Source organism: Candidatus Shapirobacteria bacterium (genome assembly GCA_041659325.1).
Taxonomy (GTDB): Bacteria; Patescibacteriota; Microgenomatia; order UBA12405; family UBA12405; genus JBAZYN01.
Map to the genome: position 1 here is coordinate 304090 of JBAZYN010000001.1, position 19066 is coordinate 323155.

General features: G+C 36.2%; 20 protein-coding genes. 17 read left to right on the forward strand and 3 right to left on the reverse strand.

Annotated elements, in window-relative coordinates:
• The first annotated feature begins 1 nt into the window (after position 1).
• From WC841_01575 to WC841_01625, 11 genes are read left to right on the forward strand one after another with little or no spacing between them, the layout of a single operon-like run.
• Positions 2–910: a glycosyltransferase gene (locus tag WC841_01575; protein MFA5828040.1), complete on the forward strand. Its 909-nt coding sequence runs from the start codon at positions 2–4 to the stop codon at positions 908–910.
• Positions 900–2333, forward strand: a complete 1434-nt coding sequence (locus WC841_01580; GenBank protein ID MFA5828041.1) for a radical SAM protein — start codon at positions 900–902, stop codon at positions 2331–2333. The genes WC841_01575 and WC841_01580 overlap by 11 nt, the downstream gene beginning before the upstream one ends.
• A complete protein-coding gene (locus tag WC841_01585) occupies positions 2330–3343 on the forward strand; it encodes a glycosyltransferase (GenBank protein MFA5828042.1) in 1014 nt (337 codons plus the stop codon). The genes WC841_01580 and WC841_01585 overlap by 4 nt, the downstream gene beginning before the upstream one ends.
• Entirely contained in the window at positions 3331–4338 is a 1008-nt protein-coding gene (locus WC841_01590; protein ID MFA5828043.1) for a glycosyltransferase, read from the forward strand. Before WC841_01585 ends, WC841_01590 begins: the two co-directional genes overlap by 13 nt.
• Positions 4339–4343: 5 nt before the next feature.
• Positions 4344–4964: a methyltransferase domain-containing protein gene (locus WC841_01595; GenBank protein ID MFA5828044.1), complete on the forward strand. Its 621-nt coding sequence runs from the start codon at positions 4344–4346 to the stop codon at positions 4962–4964.
• Positions 4957–5538, forward strand: a complete 582-nt coding sequence (locus WC841_01600) for an acyltransferase (protein ID MFA5828045.1) — start codon at positions 4957–4959, stop codon at positions 5536–5538. Before WC841_01595 ends, WC841_01600 begins: the two co-directional genes overlap by 8 nt.
• Before the next feature lie 7 nt (positions 5539–5545).
• Entirely contained in the window at positions 5546–6220 is a 675-nt protein-coding gene (locus tag WC841_01605; protein ID MFA5828046.1) for a methyltransferase domain-containing protein, read from the forward strand.
• Between the two features lie 5 nt (positions 6221–6225).
• A complete protein-coding gene (locus WC841_01610; protein MFA5828047.1) occupies positions 6226–7173 on the forward strand; it encodes a glycosyltransferase in 948 nt (315 codons plus the stop codon).
• On the forward strand, positions 7170–7883 hold the full coding sequence (locus WC841_01615) for a class I SAM-dependent methyltransferase (protein MFA5828048.1): 714 nt from the start codon (positions 7170–7172) through the stop codon (positions 7881–7883). The genes WC841_01610 and WC841_01615 overlap by 4 nt, the downstream gene beginning before the upstream one ends.
• Positions 7884–7892: 9 nt before the next feature.
• Entirely contained in the window at positions 7893–9050 is a 1158-nt protein-coding gene (locus tag WC841_01620; GenBank protein ID MFA5828049.1) for a glycosyltransferase, read from the forward strand.
• The gene (locus tag WC841_01625; protein ID MFA5828050.1) at positions 9037–10308 is read left to right on the forward strand and encodes a hypothetical protein; all 1272 of its coding nucleotides are present in this window, start codon (positions 9037–9039) and stop codon (positions 10306–10308) included. Before WC841_01620 ends, WC841_01625 begins: the two co-directional genes overlap by 14 nt.
• Here WC841_01625 and WC841_01630 read toward each other — a convergent pair.
• Positions 10243–11952: a tetratricopeptide repeat protein gene (locus WC841_01630; protein ID MFA5828051.1), complete on the reverse strand. Its 1710-nt coding sequence runs from the start codon at positions 11950–11952 to the stop codon at positions 10243–10245. The genes WC841_01625 and WC841_01630 overlap by 66 nt on opposite strands.
• 129 nt (positions 11953–12081) lie before the next feature.
• Here WC841_01630 and WC841_01635 point away from each other — a divergent pair, with 129 nt between their 5' ends.
• From WC841_01635 to WC841_01650, 4 genes are all read left to right on the forward strand, one after another.
• Positions 12082–12882, forward strand: a complete 801-nt coding sequence (locus WC841_01635; protein MFA5828052.1) for an ABC transporter permease — start codon at positions 12082–12084, stop codon at positions 12880–12882.
• A gap of 64 nt (positions 12883–12946) precedes the next feature.
• Positions 12947–13162, forward strand: a complete 216-nt coding sequence (locus WC841_01640; GenBank protein ID MFA5828053.1) for a hypothetical protein — start codon at positions 12947–12949, stop codon at positions 13160–13162.
• Between the two features lie 138 nt (positions 13163–13300).
• Entirely contained in the window at positions 13301–14140 is an 840-nt protein-coding gene (locus WC841_01645; protein MFA5828054.1) for an ABC transporter ATP-binding protein, read from the forward strand.
• Positions 14137–15378, forward strand: coding sequence for a polysaccharide pyruvyl transferase family protein (locus WC841_01650; GenBank protein ID MFA5828055.1), 1242 nt, complete (start codon positions 14137–14139; stop codon positions 15376–15378). The genes WC841_01645 and WC841_01650 overlap by 4 nt, the downstream gene beginning before the upstream one ends.
• On the opposite strand, the gene WC841_01655 is transcribed toward WC841_01650, so the two are convergent.
• Positions 15341–16225: a glycosyltransferase family 2 protein gene (locus WC841_01655; protein MFA5828056.1), complete on the reverse strand. Its 885-nt coding sequence runs from the start codon at positions 16223–16225 to the stop codon at positions 15341–15343. The genes WC841_01650 and WC841_01655 overlap by 38 nt on opposite strands.
• Before the next feature lie 182 nt (positions 16226–16407).
• Between WC841_01655 and WC841_01660 the strand changes: the two genes are divergently transcribed.
• Positions 16408–17454, forward strand: coding sequence for a radical SAM protein (locus WC841_01660; protein ID MFA5828057.1), 1047 nt, complete (start codon positions 16408–16410; stop codon positions 17452–17454).
• Positions 17451–18086: an SGNH/GDSL hydrolase family protein gene (locus WC841_01665; GenBank protein MFA5828058.1), complete on the forward strand. Its 636-nt coding sequence runs from the start codon at positions 17451–17453 to the stop codon at positions 18084–18086. Before WC841_01660 ends, WC841_01665 begins: the two co-directional genes overlap by 4 nt.
• Before the next feature lie 471 nt (positions 18087–18557).
• Here the strand turns inward: WC841_01665 and WC841_01670 are convergent, their stop codons facing one another.
• On the reverse strand, positions 18558–18719 hold the full coding sequence (locus tag WC841_01670) for a hypothetical protein (GenBank protein ID MFA5828059.1): 162 nt from the start codon (positions 18717–18719) through the stop codon (positions 18558–18560).
• Positions 18720–19066: the final 347 nt, after the last annotated feature.

The following is a 19066-nucleotide window of genomic DNA, read 5'->3' on the forward strand; positions in this document are numbered from 1 at the left end:
AATGACAATTCCTATCTTTTCAATTATTATTCCCGTCAAAGTCCCCACTCAATATCTCAAAGAAACCCTTAAAAAACTAAAAAAACAAAGTTTTAAATCCTTTGAGATACTTGTTATTACCGATAAGATTTCGAAAAGCTCCAATCCCTCTGTTAAGCGAAATCTTGGGGCCAAAATGGCCAAAGGAAAGTATTTGGCTTTTTTGGACGACGATTCGTATCCGTCAAGAAATTGGTTAAAAAACGCCAAAATAGTTCTTGATAAAAAATCAACTGCAGCCGCTGCTTGCGGCCCCTGTTTAACCCCGCCCAAAGACACTGTTGGACAACTTGCTTCAGGATTATTCTGGTCAAGTTGTCTCGGAAGCGGGGGAGCCGGAAACTATCGAAGCTCAGTCCAAGCTAGCCGATCGGTTGATGATTTTCCGTCAGTCAATTTGATTGTCAAAAAAAAAGACTTCGACAAAATTGGTGGCTTTAGTACCAAGGACTGGCCGGGAGAAGACACGGTGCTCTGTCTCGACTTAACAAAAAAACTCAACAAACAAATTATTTATAATCCAAAAATTGTTGTTTATCACCACCGCCGTACTATTCTCAAACCGCACCTCCAACAAATTGGCCGCTATGCCAAGATGAGGGGCTCTTTTGTCAAAAAATATCCCGCCACTAGCGCTCGTCTCGGTTATTTCCTCCCTAGCCTATTTTTTTTGTACCTCATTTCACTCCCAATCCATCGCTTCCTTTTTCCCCTCTATCTGTACCTACTTGCCCTTTTTATAACTTTTTTAATTTTTATTAAAAACAAAAGTAATCCCACAGCCTCCTTTTTGGCCATAATCATCACCCCGATTACCCATCTTTATTATGGTATTTTATTCCTAGTCGGCCTTTTTCAAAATGAAAAATAAATTCTCTGTCTCCATCTCTTACCCACCTCTCGAATCTACCAAAGGTTCAGCTTTTTTATCTCAAAACCGCCAATTTCAATGGGGCAACACCGACAGTGTTTTCTATCCGGTAATTATGGCCTATGCCGCAACTCTTCTAAAAAAAAACGATTATCAGGTTTTTTGGGATGATGCCATTGCTGAAAGACTCAGCTACCAAAAATGGCTTTCCAGGCTAATCACCAACAATCCCGACCTGGTTGTAATCGAAACAAAAACTCCGGTTGTCAAAAAACACTGGCAAATAATCAGTGATATCAAAGATAAACTCCCAAAAACTAAAATCGCCCTTATCGGCGACCACGTAACCGCCCTGCCGCAAGAATCGATATCAAACTCCAAAGTTGATTTCGTCTTAACCGGCGGTGATTACGATTTTATGATTCTAAACCTCGCCGATCAGTTATCAAAAAATATATGCCCCGACAAAATCATTAACACACCACCCACTCATCTTCTCACTCCCCTCCCCATAATCGACCGCAATCTGACCAAATGGTATCTATACTCCCAAAACAATACCAACTACAAATACAAACCCGGCGCCTACATAATGTCTGGACGTGATTGTTGGTGGGGCCGATGCACCTTCTGCTCCTGGACAACTCTTTTTCCGGGTAGAAATTACCGTCGTTTTTCTGTCGACCACACCATTAAGGAAATTAATAACCTGGTCGTAAATTTTGGAGTAAAAGAAGTCTTTGACGATGCCGGGACTTTACCGGTAGGGGACTGGCTTCAAAAACTGTGTCAAAGACTAATCGATACAGGACTAAACCGAAAAGTCAAAATTAGCTGCAATATGCGATTTGGTGCGTTAACCGAAAATGATTATCAGCTGATGGCCAAGGCCGGTTTCAGGTTTATCCTCTATGGCCTTGAATCTGCCAACCCTCAAACTATCGAAAAAATTAACAAAAATATAGATCTGAAAAATGTCCCCAAAGAGCTTAAAATCGCCAAAAAATGCGGTCTGGAACCCCATATAACCATAATGATCGGTTATCCCTGGGAAACAAAAAAAGATGCCCAAAACACTCTCAATTTTGCCAAAAAGTTATTTCGCCAGGGAATAGTGGATAGTATGCAGGCCACCATTGTCATTCCCTACCCCGGAACCCCTCTTTTTGACTATTGTCAAAAAAATAATCTGTTAAATACTAAAAACTGGGATAATTTTGATATGCGCCAACCGGTTATAAAAAGTCCGATTTCTTCTGATGACCAGAAACAAATTGTTCAATCTTTATTCAAGGGCATCATCACTCCCAGATTTATGTTTAACAAAATTAAATCAATAAAGTCCCTCTCTGATCTAAAATTTCTTCTGGGATATACCTACAAGTTTTTCCGAAAGCTTAAAGACTTCAAAAAAGATTTATGACACCGCTTGTTTCAATTGTTATTCCTACTCTAAATTCCCAAGCAGTTCTCTCCGATTGTCTGAAATCCATTAAAAAACAAATCGGGGTATCCCTAGATATAATTATCGCCGACGGGGGATCAACTGATAAAACGATTTATATTGCCAACCAATACAAATGTCAAATTGTTAAAAACCCTCTCAAAACCGCCGAATCCGGAAAAGCTATTGGCCTAAAACATGCCTCCGGTGAATTTGTTGGTTTAATCGATTCCGACAACATCCTTCCAAAATCCAATTGGCTCAAAAGCATGATTTCTCCTCTAATCAGAGATAAAGCCCTAATAGGTTCCGAACCGTGGAAATTTACTTACCGAAAAAATGGCGGTTTTATCGAAAGATATTCGTCACTTATTGGCGCCAACGACCCATATGCATTCGTTACCGGCATATATGACAGAAAAAATTATATCAATCATAAATGGACGGAGATGAACGTCAAAACAACCAATTATCCCAAATATCTAAAGCTCAAACTTACCAAAAATCAACCAATCCCAACAATTGGCGCAAACGGTACAATTTTTCGAAGTTCTTTCATAAAAAAGCACTTCTCCGGTGATTATTTGTTTGACATAGACGTCATCAGTCTCGCCATTACTAAAACCAACTTACCACTCTACTTTGCCAAAGTAAAAATCGGCATTATCCACACCTTTTGTGAATCCTCAATTTCAAAATTTATCAAAAAACAACAACGTCGGCTCACCGATTATTACACACTAAAAGAAATAAGGGCATTTAATTGGGACCAGACCAATCGATTTGGTATTGTTAAATTTACTTTCTACACTTGCTGTATAATCTGGCCAATTGTGGACTCATTCCGTGGATTTTTTCATAAGCCTGATTTTGCCTGGTTTTTTCATCCATTCGCCTGCGTAATAACCTTATTTATATATACTCAAATAACAATCAAAAATAAAGTCGGATTATTAAAACCCCTAGATCGTCAACAATGGCAACAGTAGATATCCTTATCCCCACCTACAACGGTGCCATCTTTGTCAAAGATACTTTACAAAGCATCTTGTCCCAAAGTTACCCAGATTTTCGTATCTTAATCTGCGATGACGCTTCTAAAGACGACACTCTCGGGATAATCAAAAAGATAAATGACAAAAGAATTGCAGTAATAAATAATAAAAATAACCTTGGCTACTCCGCCAACTTAGAAAGGGCCAGAAAACATGCTACCGCCGAATTTATTTATTTAATGGGTCAAGATGATATTATGGCAAGAGACACTCTGAAAAATACCATTAAAGCCTTCTCACTCTCGTCGGATATCGGAGCAGTCACCCGTCCGTATTTCTGGTTTGATAAAGACATTCGTCTTCCGGTTCGGGCCAAAAAAAAGCTTGATCCGACAAACGATACTATTGTCAACATCACCGATAATCCCTTCAGAGTCATCCGCGTTTTTGAAACCCTTGATCAACTTTCAGGCCTCGCTTATCGCCGCCGATTCATGGATTTACCTTTCCATCCGGATATTTTCCCCTGCCACATTTACCCCTTTGCCTCTATTTTCAAAAAACATCCGATAGTATTTTTAAAAGACTATAATATTGCTGTCCGAATCAGTAGCAGCCAAACCCGAAGCCTATCCTCAATTTACGATAAATCACCACTCTTAAGTTGGATCGAAATGGTTAAATCTGTTTATTCAGAAAAAGAATATCATCCCGTCCAAAAATATTTAATCAAAAATTTTATAACCAAAAACTATATCGGTTTGGTTCAGATAAGAAACTACGCCAAATATCGGTATTTAATCCGGGAAATTTGGTATCTCATTAAATTTAATCCCCACAATCTTCTCAACCCATTATTCTGGTTTTTTTCCATCGGCTGTATAATTTCTCCACCATTTTTATTGATCCCCATGGTCGAATGGTATAAAGAAGCTATCTATTCAAAGACTCTGACAAAAATTAGCTTTGAACACAATAATTTTCAATAAATACCATGTTTTTAGAAAAATTTAGACCAAATTTTTTGTACACAGAACTAAAACGAATTTTTCCAAAATACTTTAGTGTTGTTGACATCGGTTGTGGACCAAATTCAATTCTTAGATTGTTTAAAAATAACATCACATACTCCTATGGTTTTGAAATACACCCACAGTCAGTTTATACATCAAAAGCAAACAACATTCATTCAGAATACATCCTGGATAATGTTTTGAATCTTAAAAAACATTTTAAAAAGAAGAGCATCGACATCGCATTCTGCCTCGACACAATAGAACATTTAAAAAAAGTTGATGCAATAAAACTTATAAAATGTATGGAATATATCGCCATTAAAAAAATAATAATTCAAACCACTAACGGGTATATTCATCAAAATACTTATAACAATAATTGTTACCAAAAACATCTCTCAGGTTTCGACACGAAATATTTTCGAGAAAAGGGTTATAAAGTTTTAGGGATAGATGGTCCATATTTTTTACGGGTTACTAAAAATAAAACAATAAAAGAAAGAAATATTTTCACCTCTATTTTGGCAAATCTACTCGATCCAATTTTTAGGTATTTTCCCAACCACTCATTAAACTTTCTGGCTTACAAAAATGTTTAATATAATTTTTGGGATTTATAATTATTTTATTAAAAAAGGCTTTTATCACTTCGGGAAAAATTCTTCAATTAAACCTTTTTTAAATACAACAAATAAAAAATACATTTCTATCGGAGACAATGTTTCTATCGGTTCCTTTGCATGGATCGGAGTGGACACCGACTTTGCCGGCATAAAGTGTAAATCCAAAAACAAAATAAGACTAAAAATAGGTGACAACTCCACCATAGGTAACAACTCAATCATCACAGCAAACAATTCTGTTTTAATCGGGAAAAATTGTATTTTATCCGCCTACGTTTTTATTTCCGACCATGTCCACGAATATAACAATATTTCAAAAAATTTAAATCAACAACCACTAAGCGAAAACGGCAGTGTAATCATCGGCGATAATGTATTTATTGGGACAAAAGCCTCGATTATGCGTAATGTTACTATTGGCGAAAGAAGCGTAATCGGAGCAAACACCGTTGTAACCAAAGACATTCCTTCATATAGTGTAGTGGTAGGAAATCCGGGAAAAATCATCAAAAGATATGATTTTATTAAAAAGGATTGGATAAAATTTTAGAAGCGGTATGAATCTGGTAAAAAAAATTTACTCAAACACAACTATCGGGAAAATTTTCCACACATTAGTAAATTGTCTACAAAATGAGCTTCTGGATTGCGAAACGGTTTTGGATTTAGGGTGCGGACCTGATTCTCCAATTAAATATTGTAAAAATATTAACAATAGTATTGGTGTTGAAGCGTTCAAGCCATATCTGACAAGATCACAAAATAGTCACATCCACACAAAATATCTCCACGACAAAATCGAAAATATAAACTTTCCCGAAAAGAGTTTCGATGCAATAATATTAATCGAAGTTATTGAGCACCTAACCCAAGAGGAAGGCCAAAAAATAATCGTGAAGGCGGAAAAGTGGGCCAAAAAAAAGGTAATCATATCTTCCCCAAACGGTTTCCTCCTCCAACATGCCGTCGATAACAATCCACATCAAAGACATCTCTCTGGCTGGACTTACGAGAAAATGCAACTCCTAGGATATAAATGTCACGGACTTGCAGGGTTAAGGGTTTTTCGTAGGGAAACCCAGAGCAACACAATGGGTGATGATTTACTTGTATCTATCCGCTGGTGGCCAAAACCTTTTTGGTTTGCCATTGCTACCCTTAGTCAGCCTTTAAGCTACTATCTTCCCCGACTTGCATTTGAATTATTTTGCGTAAAAAACATCAAAGCATAAAAGCAATGAAGCCTACAATAATCATACCCGTATACAATAATCAAAGTACTCTTAACGATACTCTAAGGTCGCTTCTAACTTATAAAAAAGAAATAGAGAAAATTATCATTATAAATGACGGATCTACGGACAGTTCGCTCAAAATTATCAATATATTTTCTAAAATATTGTCCAACAAGTTTTTTAAAATTATCAACCACAAAAAATCTCGGGGACTAGCTTACAGTTACAACGAAGGTATAACTAAAAGTGAAACAGAGATTGTGATAACCATGCACGCTGACATAATTCTAAAAAAAAACGCCATCAATCTAATCCTCTCTCCTCTAAGGAAAAAAGATGTGGTTGCCTCAGTACCGATAGTTGAATATCCCAGAAATATCTGGAAAAAATATAGTTTTTGGCAAAAATGTCATTTTTCCAGATTAGTAGGTAAAAGTTATTCTGGTCTGGGAGGTAAATTTGATGCCGTCAGAAAGGATACTTTTATGAAAGTCTATCTTTTTGACGGAAATACCTTCTTGCGTGCCGGTGAAGACGGAGATATGGCCAAAAAACTTTCAAAAATCGGCAAAATTGCTAATAGCGATGCCCACATTATTCACGTCCACAGCAAAGAATTAAACTTTGGTCTGAAAAAATATATCCATAAAAACGCTCAATACGCCGAAGCTCAGGGAGCCTCATTAAGAAAATATGGTATTTTGAATTTCAAATATTTTGTACTTTCCTTTTTTAGAGAATTTTTGGTTGTCTCTTTATTTATTCCTAAAGTTCGTGTATTATCGATAATCCTTATCATTATATATTCTGTCGCTTACACCAAAGAGGTATACCTATCTGAATATAAAAACCCTAAAATCATTATTCTCCCGATAGTCAACACATATCTTTTATTCATAAGTTGTTTTTATTCTGCCAGGGGATTTATATCCGGGAAACAAAAAATATGAAAAACCTATTTCCTCCGTTAAAAAGATTACTTTTTTATAATCGTTTTCTTGGTTACAGCAAATATAGGCTAACAAAATACGTTCAAAATATATCTAAGTCCTTAATTCCACATAAAAAAATACTTGATGCCGGAGCCGGAGAGTGCCAATATAAACAATATTTCAAAAACATGAATTATGTTTCCCAGGATCTCTGCATTGGAGACATCCGGTGGGATTTTAGCCAGATTGATATAAAATCAGAAATTTACGACATTCCAGTAAAAAATCACAGCTTCGATTACATACTTTGTATTGAAGTTTTGGAGCACCTAAAATACCCCGATCGCGTTTTCGCTGAATTTTCACGAATATTAAAACAAGGTGGAAAATTATTTTTGATTTGTCCCTTGGTTTGGGGTGAACACCAAAAACCACACGATTATTTCAGATATACTCAATTTGCCCTTCAGCTGCTCGGAAACGACAATGGTTTTACATTAAAAAAAATAGAAAAACAGGGCGGGAAATTTATTTGCTTAACTCAAATAATCACTGAAATCGCCCCTTCTTTCTTTATAGAAAGAAAACTCATTTTATTGGGATATATTTTCAAAATATTACTATATCCCATCAATTTTACAATTGGATTCATTTTCTATTTTTTGGATAAAATAGATAAGGACAAAGACCTGACTTCACAATATGAGTGTACTTTTATCAAAAAATAAACATCCCAAATGAAGATATTAGTAAACCTAACCACTGTTGGAAAAAATGGCACTTATCCCCGTGTTATCTCTAAAATTAAAACATTTTTAGATTTAAAGGCGACCGTATCTATACATTGCGGCAACTTCATCGCCCCCGTCAACAATATCAAAAACACTCTCACTTTCAATCAAACCTTCCCTTGGTTCCAAAAAATACCCACCTATAAACTAACCAGGCTCAATTTCATTGTCGATGCAATAAAAAAAAACTTTAATTCCATCGTTCGTCTCTCACAATTTAAAAATTTTGACGTAATCTACACTACATCATCAGTTTTAGACCTAGTCATCACTCCGTTTTTTGCCAAAGTTTTCTATCCAAAAATAATTTGGGTAACTGTTTTTGACAATATCGTTCCTTTTACCGACCCAGGTAATAAACTTATTCGGCTATTGGCCTGGATATTTTTCCAAATAAGTCTGGTCCTTATCAGATTTTCTGACAAAATATTTGTCTCCACCCCGGAATTAATGACTTTTCTCATATCAAAAAAGTACCCACCAAATATACTTTATCAAACTCATTTAGCTATCGAAAATGATCTAATTCGCGATGCGAAACCAAATCCAAAAATTAAAATCGATTCTCTATATATTGGCCGTATCAACGAAACAAAAGGTATCTATGATCTACTAGAAATGATGAAAATCGTAACCCGAAAATTTCCCCATTTTCAGCTGGCCATAATGGGGGAAGGAGACGAAATCACCGTTCGGAAATTCAACGATAAAATTACCCAATTCAAACTCTCCAAAAACATAAATTTCCTTGGCTTTGTCCCTGAATCCGAAAAATATAATATTATAAAAAGTAGTAAGACCTTCGTCTTTCTCAGTAAAAGTGATTGTGAAAGCTTTGGATTAGCTCTTTTTGAAGCCGTCTGCAGTGGCTTACCCGCTTTTGCCTATGACCTCCCGCCGTTCAAAACAATTTATCAAAACAACGAAGTTGATATAAGTCCAATAGGTGACTACAAAACCGTAGCCAACAAAATCATAAAGACATTTGAAAATAATAATTTTACAAATCTCAAGGGTAAGATATTATTGGGAAAATATTCCTGGGAAAATATTGCCAAAAAAGAACTGCTAGAAATAATAAAACTAATTCATGAAAAAACATAGCCTAAAAAGAATCTTATCAACAGGACTAATATTAGCCATAATCAACTATACTAGCGCATTCAGTAACTATCTCTTTCATTTAATATCGGGAAGAATATTAACTCTTGATTCCTTCGGACAGCTACAGAGTCTGATAAATCTAAACACCATCGTCGGTATGTTGGTGAGCGCTGTCGGACCTGCAATCATCCTGTTCTTCAGCAGTATCGACGACAATAATATCAAAAGCAATCTCAAATTAGTAGAAAAGAAAATATTTTCGATCTCTTTTTTCACCTCCATCCTTCTCATTGTTCTCTATCTACCGTTAAAGTTACTCTTAAAAATACAATCCGATATATATCTTATTTGGATAGTTCAGGTTGCGGCCTCGGTTTTCTATCTTCTCTATCTTTCTGTTTTTCAATCAAAACTAAAACTCATTATTTACGCCCTCTCAGGCTTATTTTTTTCAATACTCAAAAATATTTTCTCTATCCTTTTTTCTTTTACTGCAATAAGAGCCCTCGGCCCATACCTTAGCCCGGCACTTACCACCGTTATTATGGCAATATGCCTTAAAATATTAATTTCGGAAATATGGCCATCAAAAAATTACACCGCCATTAAATCAGACACCTCTATTTCTTTTTGGAAATACTCATTCTCTGCCCTCCTTACCAACACCTTTCTTATCTTTGTGATATCTCAGGATATTTTTATTGTCAGATATTATTTTTCTGAAACTACTTCCGGTATTTATTCGTCGGCGTCTATTATCGGGAAAATAATTTTATACGCTGTTTCCCCGATTACTATTTACCTTTTCCCTTTATATATAAAATATCGCAACGATATCCAAAAACTAAAATATATGTTATATACATCAACTCTAGCTATAATTGCAGTCACCACCATCGCCTCGATTATCTATAAACTTTATTCCGATGCCATTATAAACCTGCTTCTTGGGACAAAATTCTCTGAATCTGCAAAAATTCTACCCGTTTATGCCGTTTTTATATCAATCTACTCAGTTCTTTTCCACGTTTGCCAGTTTTTTCTTTCCCGAAAATCATCGTTATCCTACAAAATACCGATCTCAATTTTTTTGACCCAATCCTTACTTCTGTATCTTTTTCATCAAAACTCAAAACAAGTTATCTTAATGTCAACTATCTCAATGCCCCTCGGAGTTATATCTTTATCGTTATTAACTTTGTTGCGTCAACTGTATCATCGCGTCCTTGGCCGGTTTGTAAGTAGGAGATTTCTGTAAAATCATGGAAAAAATCTTTTCTGCTTCCTTCGTAAACCCCGCCTGGGCATTTACCACCCCATAAACATACCACGCCTGTAAATCATTTGGCTGCATATCTAAATATTTTTTCGAATGTTCCAATGCCTGATCATATTTCATCTCGGCCAAATCAATTTGGGTTAAACTCAAATAGGTCTGGAACAGCCCCGGAGAATACGACAAAGCCGTATTATAACTGTCCCGTGCCAAGTCAAACCGGCCCATTTTATAAAAAATATTAGCCCGATTGTGGAAAGCATCGGCATAGTTTGGCTTAACAATTGTTGACTGGGTAAATCCCTTTATCGCATTTTCGTATTGCGCCAACTTATCATAATCATCTCCAATATTATTCCAAGCATTGTGACTATTCGGAGAAACCTGGCACGTATTTACCCATAAATTATGGTTAGTCTGCCAATCAATATTTCGAAGATAAACCCTTGCCCCATACAAAAACACAATCGACGCCAACAAAAAGTATTGAACCATAAAAAACTTGTTCCAAACCGAATCCAAAATTAACGCCAAAAAAGCCGCAAATCCCAGTGATCCTAGAAAGGCATATCTTTCGGCCACTAACCAACTTACCTTAACCGGTGCCATTGACGGCACCATTGCGAAGATCACATAAGCGAGCACAAACGCAATCCTTGGCTTCCTAAATAAGAAGTAAATAACCAACGCTACATACATCGTCAGCACCACCCAATTTAACCAAACGGGAATTACATACATTGTATGATACAAAGTCAAATCAATCGGCACAAACATTAACTGCAAATATTTAGTTATCGCTGTCGGATATTGAAAAAAAGGACTATAAAATACGCTTTCAGAAAAATTGTATCCACTATTAACTGTCGAAATACGATTCTGTATCATCCTCCACAAAATTAATATGGCAACAGTCAGTATTGCCGCAATACCCGGAAGTACGGTAGTCCAATTTACCCGTCTCAATCTATCCCTACTAAAACAAAACAGATAAAGCATTATCAGAAACGGTAAGGATAATGACCGCACCATCTCAAACCAAAACACAATCGGAATTGAAGCAAAAAACCAATATAAATACTTCTTTTTGTTTGTTTTGTCATACATTGCAAACAAACTCATGGAAATCAAAATCATTAAGGCATTCATAAGATATGGTTTACCGGAAATCCATGAAACGGCCTCAACGTGAACAGGCATAACCGCAAAGATCAACATCGCGATCCTGGCCACCCTCTCTTTAAACAAAATTGTTAAAAAAACAAAACCTGCCAGGCATGTTCCTAAATACAGAACTAGACTAAAAAGGTGAAACGGGGTAGAGCTCGTAACTCCAAACACCTTTGCTATCACATAATTCATCATCGTCACTGCAAAAAAACCTTTGGACATATAAGAAAAATCTTTTACCTGCGGATTTTGGCTAATTGTGGCATAATCATCCGACACAAAGTCACCCTTCATCCCGTTCATATACAAAAGTACAATTCCCAACAGCAATCCGGCAAGATATATCCAGTTCTCCCCCAAAATCTTTCTTATCCCGATAGATATATCATATTCAATCCCGCTATCTTTTCGAGCAATTTCCTTAATTCTCTCTTGTTTATGCCTCTTTTGCGACATAGATTTATTTTAGCAACAGACACTCCTTATCAAAAGTGCTCAAAATTCTACTAATTACCCTTCCTCACCAAGACCAACCATAATTATCTGCAAGTTACGAAACATCCCGACTATTATATAATGAACTACATGTCAGAAATCATCAATGAATTCGGTGCCATTATCAAAAGGAGAGAATTGTTGTGGCAAATGGTTGGCCGAGAAGTTAAATCCCGATATAAACAATCAATCCTGGGCTATTTCTGGGTAATTCTAAATCCGCTAGCACAGATGATGGTTATGAGCTTTGCTTTTTCTCTGATTCTTCGCATCCCCACTAATGCCGCCGGCAACATCCCATATTCTATTTTCCTCTTTGTCGGCCTCCTACCCTGGAACCTGTTTTCTAACTCCCTAACCTTTGCCTCGAACTCCCTGGTTGGATCAGCTCCTCTCATTACCAAGATTTATTTTCCCAGAACAATCCTCGTCATCTCTACCATTATTGCCAAAATTATTGACTTCCTTTTTGCCCTGTCCATTCTGGTGGTCTATATGGTCATTTACCAAATCCCGATTAACACCAATATCCTCTGGGTTGTCCCCATCTTCTTAATCCAACAGATTTTCACCATGGGTTTATCCTTATTTTTTGCCGCCGCTAATCTTTTGTACCGCGATATCCAATACCTCTTAAGCCTTATTATCACCTTGTGGATGTATGTTACTCCCGTCATTTACCCCGCCGATCTGGTCCCGGAAAGATTAAGATTTGTCTTTCAGCTTAACCCGATGGCAGTTATCATCAACGCCTACCGCCAAACCATCCTGGGTGGGGGACCCCCCAATTACTCCAGCATCTTTATTGCCCTACTCGTTTCCCTCATTACCCTTTTGCTTGGCCTCTCTTATTTTAAATCCCGGGAAAAAATCTTTGCAGACAATATTTAGCGCATTAGCACTTTAGAACTTTGGAACGTTAGAGCTTTAGTGCCGTAGATCTTTAAACAAAAATATGAATTTTACTAATCTAAAAATCTGGGAAGAAAGTCACAATCTGGCTCTAAAATTTACAAACTTTGTAAACAATTTCCAAAAACAGAAACCTTCGGAATCATCTCACAAATACAAAGATCATCTTCGTCAGTTCCCGCCAACATTGTTGAATGATTTGGCAGAAAGAGCAATAAGGAATTTATTCAATTCCAATATCAAGCCAAAGGCTCTTTAATAGAAACCGAACGTTTTTTAATACTTATAAACTATCTAAATTATGCCAACAAATTAACAATAGAAAATTTATTAAACGAATACGAAATACTAGCTAAAATGCTAAACTCCTTTATCACTCAGCAAAAAAACAAATCTCATGTCCAAATTTAACGCTCCAAAGCTCCAAAACTCTAATACTCTACCGCTCCAAAGTTCTAACACTCTAACGCCCCAAAGTTCCAAAGTTCCAAAGCTCCAACCCTCCGACGTTCCAATCATCCAATTCTCCCACGTCACCAAAGACTTTAGTCTTCAAAACCAAAAAACATTCAAAGAGTTTTTACCTGCCCTGTTTTTAGGTGAAAAAACCGTCAACAAATTCACCGCCCTTTCCGACATCTCTTTTGAAATCCAAAGAGGGGAGTGTGTCGGCATCATCGGCCCAAACGGTAGTGGCAAATCAACCATTCTAAAGCTTGTAGCCGGGGTAATGTCGCCTACCTCCGGAAAAGTTACGGTAGAAGGAAAAATCTCCCCTCTCATCGAGCTTGGTGCTGGCATGCATCCGGAACTATCAGGCAAAGAAAACATCTACCTCAACGGCTCCATTCTCGGCCTGAAAAAATCAGAAATAAATAATTATCTTCAAAGTATCATTGACTTTGCCCAACTAGTGGATTTTATTGACCAACCGGTTAAACATTACTCATCCGGCATGTACATGCGCCTGGCCTTTGCCGTCGCCGTCCACGTTGATCCAGAAATTTTAATTGTCGACGAAATCCTGGCTGTTGGCGATTCTGCCTTTCAGGAAAAATGCTTCCAAAAGATGGAAGAATTCAAAGCCAAAGGAGTTACCATACTTTTTGTTTCCCACTCCATGACCCAAGTCCAATCCTTTTGTTCCCGGGTCATATACCTAAACCACTCAAAATTAGTCGACCAGGGAACTCCGGAAAAAATTATCGAAAGATATCAAACTGACCAAGTCAAATGAAAGTTTTACTTTTTGCCAATATCGGCGGCGTTCCAAACGGTTTGTATTACCATGTTGGAGATGAAGCTATGTTCCTCCAAACTTATCACTTATATCAAAAATATTTTCCAAAAATAGAATTATCAGCTTTTGTAAGTTATCCCTCTCACACTGATCTAAAAATTACAGAGCAGTCACTTCCTCCTTTCCCTTCAAATCGGTATCTTGTTAATTTTATAATCAAATTTCTAAAATTATTATCATTAAAATTATTGCACTTGAATTTTTTCTCCCCAGAAGATATTCGTTTTATAGACTGCCTAAAAAAACAAGACGTAATCCATTTCTGCGGTGGTGGTAATCTATCCAGCTTGTTCCAAAGCTGGCTCTATCTATCTGCCTTTACAATTATTACCGCTAAATTATTAGGCAAAAAAATCATTTTGACAAACCAAACAATTGGTCCATTCAAATTTAGAGACTTACCCTTTATCATCCCGATTCTGAATCTGCCAGAAAAAATCGTTATCAGAGAACCTAGCTCTACACTCTCACGTTATGGAATTTTGATCCCAAAAACCTCCGGGGCACCTGATATTACCTGTTTTTTAAAAAATAATCCTGTAAAAATCCAACCTAAAAAGCATATCCGCATCGGAATCTCCATCCACAATTGGGGCAAATACAACAAAATACTTATAGACAGTATTGCCCACTCTCTAAACACTGTTTCCCGATCAAAAAAAATAGAAATATTATATTTACCTCATATAATTACAAACGTTAGTGATGAGCTTGATGACTCAATTTTTATGGCTCAGTTAAACCGTCTTTTCAACCCAAAAATTAAAATCATTTCTCTCGATTTAAAAAATATTATTTATCCTGAATCAAAATTAGCAGCAAAAATTAAGTATCTTACCTCCACTTGTGATTTAACAATTTCTACCCGATACCATAATCTTATATTTTCTTTGTCAGAAAACGTGCCGGGAATTACCTTCACCTCAGAGTCATACTATTATCAAAAGAATTCCAATGCTCTAAAATTTTATTATCCATTATCATACGGCAATTATTTAGTTCAGTTAGATCGTCATCCCCAAAAAAGAGATGCTTTTAATACTACTCTTTCCAAAATAATAACCCGGATTCATTCCAATCAGGCAGAGAAAAAACACTTATCAAAAATAAACAAAAAATTAAATTTAACAGCCAAAACTAACCTATCAAATTTTTTATATTCCGAATCTGCTTAGCCCACCTTATTTTTTTGGGTACTGACACTCGTTTTATCAGGCCCTTTACCAGATATCTATCTGTTTTTCCCTTTAAACATAATTTGTTGTATTCATCAATCAAATTTCCCGCTTTATAAATTTTGTACCACGCTTTCCAATGCCATCCAATATTTGGGTCGTTTAGCGGATTTTTTTCATAAGCCGTACCGCCATTAATAACCTTACATTTAAAATGTTCAAATGATCTTATAGGAAAATGATGTATAAATATATCGTTTCTGATGATTTTTTCTTCATTTAATCCTCCGCTTCCTCTTTTAATTTCGTGATTACCATACCCAATTTTCCGGTACTCGCGAGTAGTTATCACCTTCGGAGCGTATTCATACAATAAAAATTTGTCACTATACATCTTTAAAAGAGTCTTCGGATATTTCAATGGTTTAACCACCATTAAATTCATTGCCGCAATGCCTTCTCCTTCATCTCTCTCTGGCGGCAAATAATTTAGCACATTTACGTAGTTCACCCCAACCATATCTCTTATAGTCTCCCTCAAACTTCCATTATTCGGAAACCACATTTCATCAGCATCACAGTGAATTAAATGTGTCGCCCCCAAATTATCAATAGCCTCCTCCGCCATCGACGACACCCATTTGTCTTGCTCATAAGTGTGTTCTTTTACAATTCTATAGTTTAAAATTCCCTTTTTAGAATATTTGTCTAAAACATCTGTAGTACCATCGATCGACCCATTGTCTATCACTACAATATGGTCCACCCCATTGTTCAAATGAAAACAAATATTATCCTCGATAACATCCTCTTCGTCCCGAACTAACAAAGTCATTATTAATTTCATCTTTTTACTATATCCACTTATAGCACACTTCCAAGGAAGAATATATCAACATGCTGATTGCTCCATAACTATACCATTTGCTTACACAACAATATTTGTCGGATTCACAAACCAAATACACCACCTGAACTATTATTGGTAAAAACGATAAACTACCGATTTTTTGCTATAATCTTGAAAGTATGAAACGTTTTATTGATGTCTTAGTTCCATCGCCAACATGCAACCTATGTTGCCATTATTGTTACGTACCCCAAGAGATAAAACAAAGTAAAGTATCATCTTTTTTATATGAGCCAAAGCATATTGGTCTGGCATTATCAAAAAAACGATTGGGCGGAGTATGCCATTTTAACATTTGTGGAATGGGCGAGACATTGATTCCAAAGCAGGTTTTAGATATCACTCGAGAAATATTGAAAAATGGTCACTACGTCATGATAGTTACTAATGGCACTTTGACGGAGCGATTTCATCAATTTACTAGACTTCCGATGAAATTAAGAGATAGGTTAGGTTTTAAATTTTCATTTCACTACTTGGAGTTGGTCAAACGAGGATTGTTAGATCTTTTTTTTGACAACATTGACTTAGTAAAAAAATCGGGAATGTCGTTTTCAGTGGAAATAACTCCGTCTGACGAACTGGAACCATATATTGAAGAAATTAAAAGAATTTCAAGGAGTAGAGTCGGGGCATTGCCCCATTTGACCATTCCTCGTGATATGAAGGTATCTGATATCGTGTTACTCTCAAAATATTCATTGGATGAATTCATAAAGAAGTGGAAAGGGTTTGATTCGGAAATGTTACGTTTTAAAAAATCTACCTGGGGAATTAAGCGATGTGAATATTGTTATGCAGGAGCCTGGTCCGGTCTGTTGAATATCGGAAACGGGATTTTGACAGCATGTTATGGTAGTAAAATTACTCAAAATATTTTTGAGGATCTTAAAAAACCAATTATGTTTGTAGCCGTAGGCAAGGGATGTAATTTACCCCATTGTTATAACTCACACTCACTGTTGACATTGGGTAATATTCCAAAAATAAAGGGTGTATACGCCAACATAAGAAATCGTAAAAATGAAAAAGATGGAAGTGAATGGTTAAAACCAAATATGAAAAAATTCTTAAGTCATAGGCTTGAAAATTACAATAAGCAATTTACATTGATAGAAAAATTAAAGAACTATACGAGAAAAAAAAGAATCGAAAATAAAAAATGAAACTACCATCCGTTTTCATAGTTGGCGACAGTATTTCGATCGGCTATGACCCATATCTTCGTAAATATTTAAAAGGGAAGTTTTGGTATTCACGAAAACTAGGCACCAAAGAGACTTTTTGGAACCCCGGTACACCCATGAGTGCAAACGGAGGAGATTCTTCTCTTGTACTAAAATACCTTCAAAACAACCATAAACATAAAGAGATTCCAAAAGTTAATTATTTATTATTTAATTGCGGTTTGCACGATATTAAGACAAACCCCATCACTGAGAAAAAACAAATTACTATATCAAGATATAGGGAGAATCTACGCCTCATTCTCCAAAAGGCAAATAAGTTTACTAATTACATTGTTTGGGTAAACTCAACGCCAGTCAATGATACATGGCATAACACCAGGTGCAAAGATTTCTCTCGCTACAATAAAGATGTGTTGGAATATAACTGCGCTGCAAAAAAAATAATGCAAAAGCACAAGATACCCACTATCGACCTTTACTCACTCACACTAAAATTTGGACAAAATCTCTATACCGACCATATACATTTCAAAAAAACAATATATCAGAAACTAGGCAGATATATTGCATTTTTCCTCTATAAACAACACCACCTAAACATCACCTAACACGATACGCTCATTCTAATTTTTCTTCTAATTCCTTCACCATCCGAGTGTCAGACCAAATATTTTTATTTCCAATAATTATCATCATTATATATCACCACAATAAGATTAATATTTGGTTACCTTGACTTTTGCTTGTTCAATCGCATAATGATAAACCATCATGTGACCCATACCCACATACCAAACATCAGCTCGGTTCTTTACATAGTCTAGATGAAGGGGAAAATATCCTCTACCCCCCCAAGATACTTTTTGTAAGTGAAACCCTAGGTGGTAAATTTTTCCCAAAGCATAATCACTGTCAAACCTAGCATTCATGATCTCCAAACTTGCCGATTCGGCAAATCCATATCTATCCCAAAGCTCGCATAGTCCGTCTACCCCATCCCACTCGGAGAAAAGACCATCATGAATATTAGTCCCGAAACCAGCAATATTAGTTAAATATTTATACTTTCCTGCTTTTGCCTACATTGTTTCACCATATTCACTAAAGGGTGCTATCCATGAAAAAATATATTCATCAGCGCCTTTTTTATTCAAAAATGGCATAGTGAGGTTATCCAATATCATTTGTCTTGATTCTCCCATCTCCACATCAAAGTCGTATGGCATATGCAAGTGAGACATACGGTGTGAAGTTAGCTCGACATATCCATTGTCAATTTTCGCCTGAATGTTCACCCAGGTCTCGGTAGTAAAATCTCCCATTTTAAAAAATCCTGCAGTAACCCAAAATTTTTAGAGGGATCTCCATCGTTGTTTTTCTTCCAGACTTCTATACCGCTTGAAAAAGGTGAAATCTGGAATTTATATTTTAATGGATAAGTTAGTCCATAATCTGTTCTCGCAGTGGTATCTGAAATTATTCTAAATTGTAAGTTATTTTATAATTATTACTTTCCTTATGTTTGGCGGGAGGGGAGAAAACATAATAAAGCACTATCAGGAATGTGGTAACTGGCAAAATAACTAAT

Bases quoted from the DNA above. Each gene is read 5' to 3' on its own strand.
- WC841_01575 (MFA5828040.1), top strand. From the start codon at position 2: ATGACAATTCCTATCTTTTCAATTATTATTCCCGTCAAAGTCCCCACT.
- WC841_01580 (MFA5828041.1), top strand. From the start codon at position 900: ATGAAAAATAAATTCTCTGTCTCCATCTCTTACCCACCTCTCGAATCT.
- WC841_01585 (MFA5828042.1), top strand. From the start codon at position 2,330: ATGACACCGCTTGTTTCAATTGTTATTCCTACTCTAAATTCCCAAGCA.
- WC841_01590 (MFA5828043.1), top strand. From the start codon at position 3,331: ATGGCAACAGTAGATATCCTTATCCCCACCTACAACGGTGCCATCTTT.
- WC841_01595 (MFA5828044.1), top strand. From the start codon at position 4,344: ATGTTTTTAGAAAAATTTAGACCAAATTTTTTGTACACAGAACTAAAA.
- WC841_01600 (MFA5828045.1), top strand. From the start codon at position 4,957: ATGTTTAATATAATTTTTGGGATTTATAATTATTTTATTAAAAAAGGC.
- WC841_01605 (MFA5828046.1), top strand. From the start codon at position 5,546: ATGAATCTGGTAAAAAAAATTTACTCAAACACAACTATCGGGAAAATT.
- WC841_01610 (MFA5828047.1), top strand. From the start codon at position 6,226: ATGAAGCCTACAATAATCATACCCGTATACAATAATCAAAGTACTCTT.
- WC841_01615 (MFA5828048.1), top strand. From the start codon at position 7,170: ATGAAAAACCTATTTCCTCCGTTAAAAAGATTACTTTTTTATAATCGT.
- WC841_01620 (MFA5828049.1), top strand. From the start codon at position 7,893: ATGAAGATATTAGTAAACCTAACCACTGTTGGAAAAAATGGCACTTAT.
- WC841_01625 (MFA5828050.1), top strand. From the start codon at position 9,037: ATGAAAAAACATAGCCTAAAAAGAATCTTATCAACAGGACTAATATTA.
- WC841_01630 (MFA5828051.1), bottom strand. From the start codon at position 11,952: ATGTCGCAAAAGAGGCATAAACAAGAGAGAATTAAGGAAATTGCTCGA.
- WC841_01635 (MFA5828052.1), top strand. From the start codon at position 12,082: ATGTCAGAAATCATCAATGAATTCGGTGCCATTATCAAAAGGAGAGAA.
- WC841_01640 (MFA5828053.1), top strand. From the start codon at position 12,947: ATGAATTTTACTAATCTAAAAATCTGGGAAGAAAGTCACAATCTGGCT.
- WC841_01645 (MFA5828054.1), top strand. From the start codon at position 13,301: ATGTCCAAATTTAACGCTCCAAAGCTCCAAAACTCTAATACTCTACCG.
- WC841_01650 (MFA5828055.1), top strand. From the start codon at position 14,137: ATGAAAGTTTTACTTTTTGCCAATATCGGCGGCGTTCCAAACGGTTTG.
- WC841_01655 (MFA5828056.1), bottom strand. From the start codon at position 16,225: ATGAAATTAATAATGACTTTGTTAGTTCGGGACGAAGAGGATGTTATC.
- WC841_01660 (MFA5828057.1), top strand. From the start codon at position 16,408: ATGAAACGTTTTATTGATGTCTTAGTTCCATCGCCAACATGCAACCTA.
- WC841_01665 (MFA5828058.1), top strand. From the start codon at position 17,451: ATGAAACTACCATCCGTTTTCATAGTTGGCGACAGTATTTCGATCGGC.
- WC841_01670 (MFA5828059.1), bottom strand. From the start codon at position 18,719: ATGTCTCACTTGCATATGCCATACGACTTTGATGTGGAGATGGGAGAA.